Annotated in this window: 10 protein-coding genes; 5 read left to right on the top strand and 5 right to left on the bottom strand. The window is 66.6% G+C overall.

The features are described 5' to 3' along the window. Window positions 1–832 precede the first annotated feature (832 nt). Both D620_RS0107835 and D620_RS0107830 read right to left on the bottom strand, forming a co-directional pair. Complete coding sequence (locus tag D620_RS0107835; RefSeq protein ID WP_196795267.1) at window positions 833–3,163, bottom strand: EAL domain-containing protein; 2,331 nt, start codon at window positions 3,161–3,163, stop codon at window positions 833–835. A 132-nt stretch (window positions 3,164–3,295) separates the two neighbouring features. Beyond that, window positions 3,296–3,778: a DUF3429 domain-containing protein gene (locus D620_RS0107830; RefSeq protein ID WP_026092035.1), complete on the bottom strand. Its 483-nt coding sequence runs from the start codon at window positions 3,776–3,778 to the stop codon at window positions 3,296–3,298. Between the two features lie 77 nt (window positions 3,779–3,855). On the opposite strand from D620_RS0107830, the gene D620_RS0107825 reads away from it, so the two are divergent. The 3 genes from D620_RS0107825 to D620_RS0107815 all read left to right on the top strand — a co-directional run bounded on the left by D620_RS0107825 (window position 3,856) and on the right by D620_RS0107815 (window position 6,712). After that, on the top strand, window positions 3,856–4,629 hold the full coding sequence (locus D620_RS0107825; protein WP_017665245.1) for an SDR family NAD(P)-dependent oxidoreductase: 774 nt from the start codon (window positions 3,856–3,858) through the stop codon (window positions 4,627–4,629). Window positions 4,630–4,699: 70 nt separating this feature from the next. Then, the gene (locus D620_RS0107820) at window positions 4,700–6,085 is read left to right on the top strand and encodes an ABC1 kinase family protein (RefSeq protein WP_017665244.1); all 1,386 of its coding nucleotides are present in this window, start codon (window positions 4,700–4,702) and stop codon (window positions 6,083–6,085) included. Window positions 6,086–6,211: 126 nt separating this feature from the next. Further along, window positions 6,212–6,712, top strand: a complete 501-nt coding sequence (locus tag D620_RS0107815; protein ID WP_033376444.1) for a low molecular weight protein-tyrosine-phosphatase — start codon at window positions 6,212–6,214, stop codon at window positions 6,710–6,712. A gap of 122 nt (window positions 6,713–6,834) precedes the next feature. On the opposite strand, the gene recG is transcribed toward D620_RS0107815, so the two are convergent. Next, window positions 6,835–8,910: an ATP-dependent DNA helicase RecG gene (gene recG, locus D620_RS0107810; RefSeq protein ID WP_017665242.1), complete on the bottom strand. Its 2,076-nt coding sequence runs from the start codon at window positions 8,908–8,910 to the stop codon at window positions 6,835–6,837. Window positions 8,911–8,983: 73 nt separating this feature from the next. Here recG and D620_RS0107805 point away from each other — a divergent pair, with 73 nt between their 5' ends. Then, window positions 8,984–9,274 (top strand): succinate dehydrogenase assembly factor 2, encoded by a 291-nt coding sequence (locus tag D620_RS0107805; protein ID WP_026092033.1) that lies wholly within the window; start codon window positions 8,984–8,986, stop codon window positions 9,272–9,274. Between the two features lie 173 nt (window positions 9,275–9,447). Beyond that, window positions 9,448–12,963 (top strand): transcription-repair coupling factor, encoded by a 3,516-nt coding sequence (gene mfd / locus D620_RS0107800; RefSeq protein WP_017665240.1) that lies wholly within the window; start codon window positions 9,448–9,450, stop codon window positions 12,961–12,963. Here the strand turns inward: mfd and D620_RS0107795 are convergent. Further along, window positions 12,960–13,730 (bottom strand): transglutaminase-like domain-containing protein, encoded by a 771-nt coding sequence (locus tag D620_RS0107795; protein WP_017665239.1) that lies wholly within the window; start codon window positions 13,728–13,730, stop codon window positions 12,960–12,962. The genes mfd and D620_RS0107795 overlap by 4 nt on opposite strands. Further along, window positions 13,727–14,527: a hypothetical protein gene (locus D620_RS0107790; RefSeq protein WP_017665238.1), complete on the bottom strand. Its 801-nt coding sequence runs from the start codon at window positions 14,525–14,527 to the stop codon at window positions 13,727–13,729. Before D620_RS0107790 ends, D620_RS0107795 begins: the two co-directional genes overlap by 4 nt. Window positions 14,528–14,530 lie beyond the last annotated feature (3 nt).

Here is a 14,530-nt window from a genome sequence, read left to right as displayed (position 1 = left end):
GCCCGCCGCGAAGCGGGAAGCTGCCGCTCATCTCCAGGCGTGCCATGGGATGAGCGAGCGGCGGGCCATTTTCGTCGTCGAAAAAGCGCCAACCTGCTTCATCGAGAAGACGATTGATCTTGATCCGTGCAGTGGCCTCTTTCGCTCTCACAGATCACCCAAACCTTTGACCCCTCAATGGGCTAACCGTAATCCAGCCTAGTTTGAGGGGCAAGGATGCAAAGGTAAAACCTCCCCCCGCAAACCTCTGTGCCCTTCATGTTTGCGATGAGGTTATCGTGATCCCATTTATGCGTTCAAAGCCGGATCGGCTCACATAAACCACGGCAATCAGAATAATGCAGTCAAGGGCATCTAGAATGTCGCCGGGGTCCGTTTAGGGTCCGCTTTCAACGCCTTTTCGGGCACTTTCGGGCACTAAACGCCAATTTAACCATCTGAAATACTTGAATCTTTTACGCTGTTCAGGGTCTTCGGGAGGCAGGGGCCGGAGGTTCGAATCCTCTCTCCCCGACCAATTTCCTTTTCGGTCCAATGGCGATGCGCGCGGTCCTGTGGACCTGACCGCGCCTGCGGGCGCGTTTCGCGCGCCGCGCATTAACCCTGATTCGCAAGGATTCGTCGAACGGCTATGATGCCGTATACCAGCCTCGCGGACCCTGCCAGCGTTGTCCCCGAAAACGAAAAAAACCCCGGTTTCCCGGGGCTTTTCTGTCAATCAAGGTAGCCTCTTAGCGGGTACCCATCAGTTCATAAAACCACGCCCACATAAAGGCCTCCATAGCATTGGTTTAACCCGATGCTCGGATCTTTAACACATTATTAACCCTAATCAAGCGTTAACTGCAGCCCTTCCGCCGCCCATCATCGCCAGCAGTTCGGGCATGACGATCGCCGGGGAGAACAGGAAGCCCTGCGCCTGGTCGCAACCCATTGTCCGCAGCATCGCGGCGACCTCGAGGTCCTCCACCCCTTCGGCAACGACCACCTTGCCCAGCGAATGCGCGATCTCGATCGTCGCGCGCACCACGGCGCGGCTTTCTTCCGATGTCGCCAGATGCTGGACGAACTTCTTGTCGATCTTGAGCTCGGAGCTCGGCAGCTTCTCGATATATTCGAGGTTCGATTCGCCTGTCCCGAAATCGTCGATCGACAGGCAGATCCCGCGCGCCTTCAGCGCCGCGATCTGCGGTGCAATGCGGTGATCCTCAAGCTTGGCGGTCTCGGTCAGTTCGAGCGTCAGGTTCTCGGGCGGGAAATCGAACCGTCCAAGCAGGGTCATGATGTCGAACAACAGGTGGGTGTCCGACAGGCTCTTGGCTGACATGTTGACGGCGAGCTTGAAGCGCGGATCGAGCGCGATCGCCTGCTTGCCGTCGACCAGCGCGGTTTCCATCACCACCAGGGTGAGCTCGTTGATCCGGTCGCCGGCTTCCGCGGCCAGCACGAGATCCTGCGGGTTGATGAGCTCGCCCCCGCCCGGCCGCCAGCGGATCAGCGTCTCGGCGCCCACGATCCGGCCCGAGGCAAGGTCGACCTTGGGCTGGTAGGCGACCCCGATATCGCGATCGCGCAGACCCTTTTCGAGCACGCGGCTCAATTCCAGCCGCTGGTTGCGCGCCTCGAGATGGGCGGCATCGTTGATGATGAAGCGCACGCCGCGGCTTGCAGCCTCGTCGGCCGCCTGCATCGCCTTCTTGATGCGCACCGCCACCGGCAGGTGGTGATTGGTGTCGACCCCGATTGCGGGCGCGCCGTTGGACGATTGCCAATCGTGGCTGATCGCGGTCTTGAGCATCAGCGCGAGACCATCGGTGTGGCGTTCGAGTTCGACATTCTCCATCCGCGGCGCGAGCCAGACAAGCACGTCGCGTTCGAAGGCAATGTCGCCGATCTCGCCCGGGCCCTTCACATAGCCGATCAGCGTGTTGACGAAGTCGCCGATATCGCGCGCGCTCCACTCCTCCGACAGTTCGGAGAGATTGGCGATCTTGAGCGCGAACACGTCCCAGTCGGCATTGGCCTTCTCGGAACTGATCGCGGTGGTCGTCATCGCGTCGATGCCGTCGCTGAAATACTTGTGGTTGATGCGGGCAAAACCGATCGCGGCGAACAGGAGCGCAAGGAAGGCCGAAACGATGTCGATATTGATCGTGAACTCGTCGAGCACGAAGGCGGCCACGGGCAGCACCGCCACGGGCAGCCACAGAAACCCCAGCGACCGGCGACGGCTACTGGACTGCACAGAGATCAGGACTGCAGCCAACAGCATCGCCGGGAACCACATCAGGTCGATCGGTCGGCCGCGCAGGAGCGTATTGGCTCCAAGGATCTGGAAGTAGGTTCCGGACATCTTCCCGTAGATCGGATGGCGGTGCATGTCCGGGGAATCGACAAAGGTATTCCCGATGGCGACCGACTTTCCGGCAAGTTCCTTCGCGCCGACGCGGCCCCGCAACACGTCAACATAACTGTAGGTTGGAACCGTCTTGGGGTTGAACGCAAAGTCCGGTCGGAAATTCACCGCCGGACCTTCGTAACCGGCGAGCACAGCAGAAATGGACGGATAGCGCTGCCCGCCATATTCGACTGACGTCGGGATCATGATCGAAAGGCTGAACGGACTGAGCATTGCCGGCATGGACGCTTGCGGGCCTTCCCTGCGAAATGCTTCCAGCGGGAAGAGCGGAGCGTAGTCCTGGAAGCCCACTCGGCTTCCCTGTGCCATTCCCAGCCAGATCTTGCCGCGGTGCCTCGCCAGAGTTCGCGCAAACTCCGCGTCGCTTGCCGGGGTTTCGGGATCGGCATGGGCGCGGTCGAAGACGATGCGCGTCACACCCGCGTTCATCAGCCGGTCGATGACTTCGCTGTCCTGATGCCGGTTGGGCAGGGGTTGCTTGATGGCGTTGAGGGTCGCATCGTCGATCGCGATCATCGCGATGTCCGTAGAGGCCGGCCGGGTGCGCAATTGGGCGCGGGCGAGCCGCAGCGTGTCCTCGGCCGGCAGCGGCAGGTCGATCGCGCCCGAGACGACCCCGAACAGGATCGCCATCACCGCCACCTTCAGCCGCTTTCGGCGCAGCAGCCGGACGCCCGAGCGGCGGTCGAGCTTCGCCTTGACGACGACCTCCTGCTCCTCGGACGAACCGAAAGCACGCCGCATCCTGCCGGCCAAAGACTTGATCGATGCGATCATCAAACGCGCCATCCCGTGGGGAAACCCGGGCTTCACCCTAGGATGCGTTGGTTAATTCATTGCAAACACGCCGCACCTGCTCGGGCTGCGGGCCGGCTCTCAGATTACTTGCGGCGCAAGCAGGCCGAGCGCGATGGTAAGGCTGCCGAGCCCGGCCGAGAGATGCCAGCGCAGCCGCAGGAAATCGCGCGCGGCAAAGCCCAGCGCGCGGTCGACCAGCGGCGAGCCGAGGATCAGCGCGCCGAGGTAGAGCAAGGCCGGACCGGGCCACTCCCAGCCAAAGCTCCACGGCAGGAACAGCGCGACCGCAACGAGGCTCGGCAGCACCGCAAGCACATAGGCGCCGGTCGTCGCCGGTTTGCCGTCCTTGGCGCTGGCAAGTGCCTGCCCCCACCACACCCCGCCCAGAAAGCTGAAGATCGCCGCCGCATAGGCATAGCCGCCCGCGAGCGCTGCATAGCGCCATTCGTGGCCGATAAGCAGCATGCCGACACACAGCAGCTGGGGAAGTAGCCCTGCATATCCCAGCACCAGCGCAGCGGTGGAGAGCGAGGGCGATGAAGCCTGTTCTTGTCCGTTCATGGGCCGACAAAGCTTGCCGCGCGCCGCGGTTCCCGCGCGGCTTGCGGTAAGCCCGGCTTTGCGCCACTTGGAGCGCCATGACCCTGTTCGATCTGACTGGCCACACGGCCATCATCACCGGCGGCAATGGCGGGCTCGGCCTTGCCATGGCGCGCGGGCTCGCCAAGGCGGGCGGCAATGTCGCGATCCTCGCGCGCAACCCGGCCAAGAACGCCGCGGCGGTCGCGGAACTGCGCGGCCTGGGCGCGGGCGATGTCATGGCGCTCGCCTGCGATGTCGCCGAGGATGCCGCAATCGAAGATGCGGTCGGCGCGGTGCTCGGCGCGTTCGGACGGATCGATGTGTGCTTTGCCAATGCCGGTATCCCGGGCGCGGGCACAGCGATCCCCGACATCACCGCCGAGGGCTGGGACCATACGCTTGCCATCAACACCCGCGGCGCGGCGCTGGTCTACAAGCATGTCACCTGCCACATGATCGCCCGCGCCAGGGACGGCGATGCGGGCGGCAAGCTGATCGCAACCTCGTCCGGCCAGTCGATCATGGGGGTCAACCGCTCGTCCGATTACGCCGCTTCCAAGGCGGCCCTGAACGGCCTCACCCGCGCCGCCGCCTTTGAACTCGCGCGCTACGGGATCACCGCCAATGCGCTGCTTTTCGGCTTCTACGAGACCGACATCACCGCCAGGGCCGGCCCGAAATTCGCCGAGTGGATGAGCCGCCGCATCCCGCTGCGCCGTCCGGGCGATCATGCCGGGCTCGAGGGGCTGGCGGTGTTCTTCGCCTCGGCGCACAGCGATTACATCACCGGGCAGTGCCTCCCCGTCGACGGGGGCCTGTGCATCTCCTGAGGGGGGAACGCCGAACCTGCCTGACCGTTAGCGATCCATCCCCTCTCCCACCCGGAAAGCCCCCGCCCCCGTGTCCGACGACGACCAGACCCCCGACTTTGCCGACCGTCCCGAAGACCGCAGCCGCCAGCGGGCAGTGCCGGCGGGGCGCGTGGCGCGGCTGGGCACCTTCGGGCGGCTTGTCGGCGGCGTGGCGGGCGGGATGGTCGCCGAGGGCGCGCGCCGGCTGGCGAGCGGAGAGGGTATCAGCGCGCGCGATCTGATCCTCACCCCCGGCAATGTCCAGCGCATGACCGACCGCCTCAGTCACTTGCGCGGCGCGGCGATGAAGATGGGGCAGATGATCAGCCTTGATGCGGGCGATTTCCTCCCCGAGGAACTTTCCAGGATCCTCGCGACCTTGCGCGATCAGGCCAATTTCATGCCGACCAGGCAATTGGATCAGGTGCTGCGCGCCGAATGGGGTCCTGATTGGCGCAAGGCATTCCGCTGGTTCAACCCGCGCCCGATCGCCGCGGCGAGCATCGGCCAGGTCCACAAGGCCCTCACCCGCGACGGCGAGGAGCTGGCGATCAAGGTGCAGTATCCCGGCGTCGCCAAGAGCATCGACAGCGACGTCGACAATGTGATGACGCTGCTCAAGATCGCCGGCTTCGCCCCGCCCGAGCTTGAGATGGACAAGCTGATGGCGGCGGCCAAGCAGCAGCTGCATGAAGAAGCCGATTATCAGCGCGAAGGCGCGCAGATGGCGATGTACCGCGCGATGCTGGCGGACACGCCCGGCTTTGTCGTGCCGCGCCTTCACGAAGGCCTGACCCGCGGCTCGATCCTCGCGATGAGCTTCGAGGAGGGGGTGAGCATCGAGGAACTGGGGTCAGAGCCGCCCGAACGCCGCGACGCGGTGTTCGCCCGCCTGATCCGGCTGGTCGCCCGCGAGCTGTTCGATCTCGGGGTCATGCAGACCGATCCCAACTTCGCCAATTTCCGCTACCGGCGCGAGACGGGCGACATCGTGCTGCTCGATTTCGGCGCGTGCCGGCCGGTCGATCCGGCCGTTGCCAGCGGCTATCGCAAGATGCTGCTGGCAGGGCTCGGGGGCAATGCAGAGGAAGTTGAGGCCGCGACCATCGAGGCCGGCTTCATGATGCCGATCGTCGCCGAAAAGCACCCCGAGCGGGTGCGGCGCATGATCGACATCGTCATCAATGAAATGCGCGCCGATGCGCCCTTCGATTTCGGCGACCGCGCCTTCATTCCGCTGCTGCGCGAGGAAGGCTGGGCGATCGCGCAGGACAAGGACACCTGGGCCTTCCCGCCGATCGAGACGCTGTTCGTGCAGCGCAAGGTGTCGGGGACCGCACTGCTCGGCGCGCGGCTCAAGGCAAAGGTCAACATCCGGCGCATCACCGAAGAGGTGCTGTCGAGCACCGCTCCGCTAGGCCCGCCCGCAGGCTGATCGCACCCCCCTTGTCCGCAACACCGGCGCCACTGTGATACGCATCACACAAACTCGGCGATGTTTCACGTGAAACCAACAAGATAGGCGGTAGACAGCGCCCTCTGATTGTAATACCGGGCGCACATGCATGGGGGGATAGAGCACAGGTTTGGCGTGCTGTTCGTGTGTCTCGGCAATATCTGCCGGTCACCGATGGCGGAAGGCGCGTTCCGCGTGGCGGCGCAGGAGCGCGGCCTTGCGGTGCTGGTCGATTCTGCCGGAACCGCCTCCTATCACCTCGGCCTGGAGCCCGATCCGCGCGCGATCGCCGCCGCCCGGGCCAACGGCATCGATATTGCCGGCCAGGCGGCACGGCAGATCGAGCGCGACGATTTCTACCGCTTCAGCCACATCATCGCGATGGACCGCGCCAATCTCGAAAGCCTGCAAAGCAAGGCCCCGCGTGCCGGGACCGCGCGCCTAGCAATGCTGCTCGATGCCGTCGAGGGCCGCCGCGGCGAGCCGGTCGCGGATCCCTATTATGGCGATGCCGCTGCCTTCGAGGCAGCGTGGCAGGTGATCAGCCGCGGAACCCAGGCCTGGGCCGACAAGCTGCTGCGCGAAAGCACCCAGGCCTCCGCCTGACGCGGGGGCAGCGGGTCGGGATCGGGATCGGTCCGGGCGGCGCCGCTGGCGATCAGGTCGGCAACTCCCTCGCACCTGCCGATGCGCTTGCCTTCTGCCGAAAATCTGAGCAACCCTCGGCCTCAACCGCCGCGCAGCAGCTGGACGCCCCAGTCGCGCTCGAACAGGTAGAGCAGGATCCGCGCCGCCTCGCCCCGCGGGGAGGTCAGGCCGCCGTCGCGCTCCATCAGCAGGCGCGCGTCGCCATGGGCGATGGGGAGCAGGCGCTGGGTTTGTTCGAGATCGGCGATCCGGAACCCCGCCTCGCCCGATTGGCGCGTGCCGAGCAGTTCGCCCCCGCCGCGCAGTTCCAGATCCTCCTCGGCGATGCGGAAGCCGTCCTGCGTCTCGCGCATCAGCGCGAGCCGCCGCTTGCCCGTCTCGGAGAGTTCGTCGCTGCGCAGCAGCACGCAGCGGCTTTTGAGCGAGCCGCGCCCCACCCGCCCGCGCAGCTGGTGCAATTGCGCGAGCCCGAAACGCTCGGCCTGTTCGATCACCATCAAGGTCGCATTGGGCACGTCGACACCGACTTCGATGACCGTCGTCGCGATCAGCAGCCGCGCCGCCCCGCTGACGAAGCGCTCCATGCCTGCGTCCTTGACCTCGGGCCGCAACTGGCCGTGGACCATCACCACCGCATCCCCGAACCGCTCGCGCAGCGCCGCATAGCGCGCCTCGGCGGCAGCAATGTCGGCAAGGTCCGGGACGCCGTCGATCTCGCGCACCATCGGGCAGACCCAATAGGCCTGCTGGCCGCTGGCAAGGTGCCGCTCCACCCCGGCGACCATCTCGTCCATGCGCGCCTGCGGGAACACCAGCGTCTCGATCGCCTGCCGTCCGGGGGGCAGTTCGTCGAGGCGGCTCACGTCCATTTCGCCATATTGCGCCAGTGTCAGCGAGCGCGGGATCGGCGTGGCGGTCATGGCAAGGGTATGCGGCGCGCGGCGGCCCTTGGCGGCAAGCGCGAGGCGCTGGGCGACGCCGAAGCGGTGCTGCTCGTCGATCACCACCAGGCCCAGATCGCGGTAATTGACCGTGTCCTGAAAGATCGCGTGCGTGCCGACCAGCAGCTGGATCGAGCCGTCGAGCAGCCCCATCAGGATCGATTCGCGCTCGCGTCCCTTGGCGCGGCCGGTGAGGAGTGCGATCTCCACCCCCGTGGGGCCCAGCATCTTGCGCAAAGTCTCGAAATGCTGGCGGGCGAGGATCTCGGTCGGAGCGAGCAGTGCGGCCTGCTTGCCCGCCTCGACCGCGATCAGCATCGCATTCAATGCCACCACGGTTTTCCCCGCGCCGACATCGCCCTGCAACAGCCGGAGCATCGGGGCCTCCTGCGCCATGTCGCCCGCGATCTCGGCGATCGAGCGCTGCTGCGCGCCAGTGAGGCCGAAGGGCAGTTGCAGCCTCGCCCGCAAGGCCCCGTCCCCCACCAGCGCCTGCCCCCGGCGCTTGCGGCCATCGGCCTTGACCAGCAGCAGCGCGAGGGAGTTTGCGAGCAGTTCGTCATAGGCCAGCCGGTCGCGCGCCTTGGCATCGGTGGTCTCGTGCCCGAGCCGCAAGGCCTCGCGCCACGATGGCCAGCCGGCGTGCGCGATCTGGCCCGGTTCGATCCACTCGGACAAGTCCGGGAGCCGGTTCAGGGCCTGTCCGGCGAAATCGGCGATCCTCGGCTGGGTGAGGCCTTCCGAGAGGCGATAGACCGGCTCGGACATGCGCGCCATGTGCGCCGCGCTCGCTTCCTCGATGTGATCGGGGTGGACGATCTGGAGCATGTCGCCATAGCGGTCGAGCCGGCCCGCCACCCAGCGCGTCTCGCCCACCGGCACCAGCTTCTTCGCGCTGTAGGCGGCCTTGCCGAACCAGGTGAGCGAACAGACATTGCCCGCCGCGTCCTGCGCCAGCACGCGATAGGGCCCGCGGCTGCCGGCGCGCGGGGCGCGGTGTTCGATCGCGGTCAGCGCAATGATCACCTGCTCGCCCTCGCAGGCCGAATCGAGGTCGCTCACCGCCCGGCGACTGACGAAGCGTTCGGGCAGGTGATAGGCCAGGTCCTTGACCCGCCTGAGGCCAAGCTTCTCCAATGGCTTCATCAGCTTGGGGCCGACGCCTTCGAGCGTTTCGACCTCGGCGAAGAGCGGATTGAGAGCCTCGGGACGCATGGCTGCATTGGCTAACACCGCGCCTGCATCATTGCGAGTTGAAGGCTCGCGAAGCTGTGGCTAGGTGATCGGCATGACCGACGACCTTTCCGCTGGCCCGTCCTTCGCAACCCGCCTCGCCCGCGCCAAATTCCGCGCGTGGCACCGCGGCACGCGCGAGGCCGATTACATGATCGGCGGCTTCTATGACCGCTATCACGCCGCGTGGGGCGAGGCCGAGCTTGCGTGGTTCGAAGCGCTGCTCGATGAAGACGATGTCGATGTGATGGCCTGGGCCCTCGGCACGCAGGCCGCACCCGAGCCCATCGCGGGCGATCTTCTGACGGCGATGCAGAAGCTCGATTACGTCGATATCCCGCGCTGAGCGGCGCTGGCGTTCGGCGCCGTTCGACAAGCGCCGCGCGCGCGTCTAAGGCCCGGAACAAATTCCGCGTCCGTGCTGTTTGGCTCGGGTGATCCGCCGTTCGTGTGACCCCCTCCTCGTTTCGAGTTGGGGGTGTTCCTGCGTTGCCCCCCTGGCACAAGTGAAGTGACCCGATGCCCGATTTGAACCGCATCCTTGCGGCCCGCGATCCGCTGACCCTCGCCTCGCTCCCGCGCGGGAGCCTGCCGCTGGTGCTGGCCGATCTTGCCCGCGCCGCCTCTGGAACGAAGGGGGGGCGCCGGGCGGTGTTCATCGCGCCCGATGACGCCGCGATGCGCGCGGCAGCCGAAGCGGCGCGCTTCTTCGCGCCCGAGGTGGAGGTCGTCACTTTCCCCGCGTGGGATTGCCTCCCCTACGACCGCGCCAGCCCCGCCCTGTCGATCAGCGCCGAGCGGCTCGCCGCGCTCCACAGGTTGCAGCAGCCCGGCAGCGCGCAGCAATTGCTGGTCACCACGGTGAACGCCGCGCTCCAGCGCGTGCTCACCCCGTTCCGGGTGCGCGAGAGCGTGCGCGCGTTTCGCGTCGGCACGCAGATCGGGCAGGAAAGCCTGACCGCGCTGCTCACCCGCCAGGGCTACAGCCGCACCGATACCGTGATCGACCACGGCGAATTTGCGGTGCGCGGCTCGATCGTCGACATCTTCCCTTCCGCGCTGGAAAGCGGCCTCAGGCTCGATTTCTTCGGCGACGAGCTCGAATCCCTGCGCCTCTTTGATCCCGCCACCCAGCGCACCGTCGAGCGGATCGACAGCCACCTGCTGCTCCCCGCCTCCGAAGCCCTGCTCGATGAAGACAGCATCAAGCGCTTCCGCACCCGTTACCGCGAGCTGTTCGGCGCCAATGCCACGCAGGACCCGCTTTACGAGGCGGTCTCCGAAGGGCGGCGGCTGGCGGGGATGGAGCACTGGCTGCCGCTGTTCGAGACGAAGCTCGCGAGCCTGTTCGACCACCTCGCCAAGGATGATGTGGTGGTGATCGACCAGAGCGCGATTGGCGCAGCCGAGGAGCGATTGTCCGACATCGCCGATTATCACGAACAGCGCGGCCGGATCGCCAGCGAGAAGAAGGGCAGCTATCGTCCGCTGAAGCCAGATGCGCTCTACCTCGCGCGCGGGGAATTCGACGCCGCGCTGGCTGCCCTCCCCGCCCACCGCGCAACGGGATTTGGCGCGGAAGAAAAGGACGGCGTGGTCGATTTCGGCTTCCGCTCGGCCCGCGACTTCGCGCCCGAGCGCGGACGCGGCGAGAACGTCTACGAGGCCGCTGCGGCGCACCTCAAGTCGGTCGGCAAGTCCGCGCGCAAATCGCTGGTCGCAGCCTATTCGACCGGCAGCGCGCGCCGCATCGCGGCGATCATCGACGAGGCTGGTGCGCCGACTGCGATCGCCGATAGCTGGCAGCAGGCGCTCGGGCTGGCGGCGAAAAAGACCACCGCGGTGGTCGTCCTCCCGCTTGAAACAGGGTTTGCTTCCGACACGCTCGAAATCCTCACCGAAGCCGACATCCTCGGCGACCGGCTGGTGCGGCGCAAGAAGAAGCGCAAGGATTCCGATGCCTTACTCGCCGAGCTTCAGGCACTCTCGCAGGGCGATCTGGTCGTGCACGTGGAGCACGGCATCGGCCGATATCTCGGGCTCGAGGCGATTCCCGTCGGCAAGAGCAAGCATGACTGCGTCGCGCTGGAATATGCCGGCGGGGACAAGCTGTTCATTCCGGTCGAGAACATCGACGTGCTCACCCGCTACGGCTCGTCCGAACACGCGGTTGCATCGGACAAGCTCGGCGGCGAGGCGTGGCAGCGCCGCCGCGCCAAGCTCAAGGAGCGGATCACCGCCATCGCCGGCGAACTGATGCAGGTCGCCGCTGCCCGCGCGCTCAGGCAGGCCCCGGCCCTTCCCGCCGACCCCCAGACCCTCGGCCAGTTCACCGACCGCTTCCCTTGGTCCGAGACCGAGGATCAGGAACGCGCCATCGCCGACGTGCTGGGCGACCTTGAAAGCGGCCGCCCGATGGACCGGCTGGTGTGCGGCGATGTCGGCTTCGGCAAGACCGAGGTCGCGCTCCGCGCGGCATTCGTCGCCGCGATGCACGGCCAGCAGGTCGCGATTGTCGCGCCGACGACCTTGCTCGCCCGCCAGCACTACCAGAATTTCGCGGAACGCTTTGCAGGTTTCCCGTTGAAGGTGGGTCGCCTCTCGCGCCTCGTCACAGCCAAGGAGGCCGCCGAGACCCGCGAGGGGCTGGAAAGCGGCGACATCGACCTCGTGGTCGGCACCCACGCGATCCTTTCCAAGTCCACCAAGTTCAGGAACCTCGGTCTCGTGATCGTCGACGAGGAGCAGCGCTTCGGGGTCACCCACAAGGAGAAACTGAAGCAGCTGCGCGCCGACGTGCACGTTCTCACTCTCACCGCCACCCCGATCCCGCGCACGCTCCAGATGGCGATGAGCGGCCTGCGCGAACTCTCCACCATCCAGACCCCGCCGGTGGACCGCCTCGCGGTGCGCACCTATGTCATGGAGTGGGACGACATGGTGATGCGCGAGGCCCTGCTGCGCGAACACCACCGCGGCGGGCAAAGCTTCATCGTTGTCCCCCGCATCTCGGACATGGCGGACATCGAGGAATGGCTGCGCGAGAATGTGCCCGAGGTGAAGACCGTCTCGACCCACGGCCAGATGGCGCCGGGCGAAGTGGAAGAACGCATGGGCGCCTTCTACGATCGCAAGTACGACGTGCTGCTTTCGACCACCATCGTCGAGAGCGGCCTCGACATCCCGAGCGCCAACACCATCATCATCCATCGCGCCGACCGGTTCGGGCTAGCCCAGCTCTATCAGCTGCGCGGACGCGTCGGCCGGGCGAAGCTGCGCGCCTATGCCTATCTGACCCACGAGGCGGGTGTCGCCTTGTCCGAGATCGCGCAGAAGCGGCTGAGGGTGCTGGGCGATCTCGATACGCTCGGCGCCGGGTTCCAGCTCGCCAGCCACGATCTCGATATCCGCGGCGCGGGCAATCTGCTGGGCGACGAGCAATCGGGTCACATCCGCGAAGTCGGCTTCGAGCTCTATCAGGCGATGCTGGAAGAGGCGATCCTGACCGCCAAGGCAGGCGAAATGGGCCTCGAGCGCCCGCGCGACAAGGTCTCTCCCCAGATCACCGTCGATGCGCCGATCATGATCCCCGAGGATTACGTCCCCGACCTTGCGGTGCGCATGGCGCTCTACCGCCGCCTCAACCAGGCCGAAGGGCAGAACGAGATCGAAAGCCTCGCCGCCGAGATGATCGACCGCTTCGGCGATCTACCGCAGCCGACCAAGAACCTCATCCGCCTGATCGAGATCAAGCATCAGGCGATCACCGCCAACATCGCCAAGATCGATGTCGGCGCGCGGGGCACGCTGGTCGGCTTCCACAATGACGACTTCCCCGACCCGGCGGGCCTCATCGCCTATGTCGCGCGCCTCAACGAGGGCGGCAAGGACACCGCCAAGCTGCGCCCGGACATGAAGCTCGTCATCAACCGCGCCTGGGGCGATCCGCTGAGCCGGTTGAACGGCCTGTTCCAGCTGACCAAGGGCCTGTCGGGGATCGTCAGAAAGGCTGCGAAGGCGAAGAAGGCCGCCTAGAGCGCTGCAACCCTGACGCTCTGGCTGTTGAACATCAGCGGACCGAAGGCGGTGAGGAAGGCGACGTCGCCCGCATCGCGGCCGATGCCGATGATCGCTGCGTCCGCGGCGCTTGCCATGCCGGTGGGGTCGACGATGTACCACGCCCCGCCAAGGAACACCTCGGCAACCGCGTGGAAATCGGGCGGATTGGCGCGCAGGGCATAGACGCTGGCATAGCGCGCCGGGATATCGGCGGCCCGCGCCATCGCGATCATCAGGTGGGCATAATCGCGGCACACCCCGGCGCGATCATGGAAGGTGTGGAGCGCGGTGGTATCGACCGTGCTCGCGCCCGGCACATAGGCAAGGTGCCCGGCGATCCAGTCGCTCATCGCCGCGATCAGCGCCCCGCCGCAAAGCCCCGCGAACCGCGCCTCGACCAGTTCGGCGAAACGCTCGGAGGGGCAGTAGCGCGAAGGCATGAGATATTGCACCGCCTCGCCCGGAAGCAGGCGGAGCGGCGTGACCGGAAGCACGGCAAAATCTTGTGCGGCGCGCGTCAGGGTCACCTCGGCGGCGTAATCGACCAGCATCCGCCCCTCGACCGCCAGCCACGCGCGGCTTCCCACCCCGTCCTGCGCCGGAATGCGGGTGAGCGCGCCGCCGGCTGTCAGCCGCGAGGCTTCGACCACCTGCCCCGAAAGCTCCGCCGCCTCGATATGCACAAGCACGTCGCAGGGCTGTTCGAACCAGTAATCAAGCTGGGCGTCGATCCGGAGCTTCACGGGCAGGACGGTTTCCGTTCGGGGTGAAAAAGGCGGGGTTGCGGCCGCGCCCCTAGACCGGAATGCCCGGGCGCGCGCGGAGTTTCTTGCAGGTCTGCGCCTTGTGGCCCGTGGCCGATTAAATCTCCCGAAACGGCCCCCGTGGTAGGCGCATCGGCAATCTGCCGAGGAGCAACGCCGCGCCATCGACCAGAGACCTCAACCGGGCGATCCGCGCGGGCGATCTTGCCGGCGCGCTTGCGATGATCGCGCCCGGCGCGGGGCTCGGGGCCGCCGAGGTGACGGCCGCCCTGCTGCTCGCGGCGGGTGCCGATCCCGATCTGCGCCGCCCCGCCGCCGGGGCGAGTGTGTTCCTCGACCTGTGCCAGACCGCCAAGGCCCCCGTCATCGCCGCGCTGATCGCTGCCGGAGCCGACCTCGATGCGCGCGACAATGCCGGCAAGGGGATCGAATTCTACGCCAGGTCCAACCACCGCGCCCGGGCAGTGATCGCCGAGCACAAGGGCCTGCCGCCGCGTCCGGCCGATGGCTTGCGCGCTCGCCTCAAGGACCTCCCTGCACGCGCGCGGGCGCCGCGCTTTGCCACCTATGCGCAAAGCCTCGGCGCTGCCTTGGGCCGCCACCCTTCCGGCTGGAAGCGGCGCAAGGGCGGACTCTGTTTCCACGATGTCTCGGCCGCGCGCATCCACGCGCACCTTGGCGAGCCTGTGCCGGCGGGCGATGACGCACGCCGCCACGACGCTGCCCTCGCGCGGCTGGCCGCCGAGGCGCGGGCCGAGGGCGCGGTGCTGTTCCATTGT

Source organism: Porphyrobacter sp. AAP82, from assembly GCF_000331285.1.
Classification (GTDB): domain Bacteria; phylum Pseudomonadota; class Alphaproteobacteria; order Sphingomonadales; family Sphingomonadaceae; genus Erythrobacter.
This window is presented reverse-complemented; position numbering and strand designations above follow the sequence as displayed.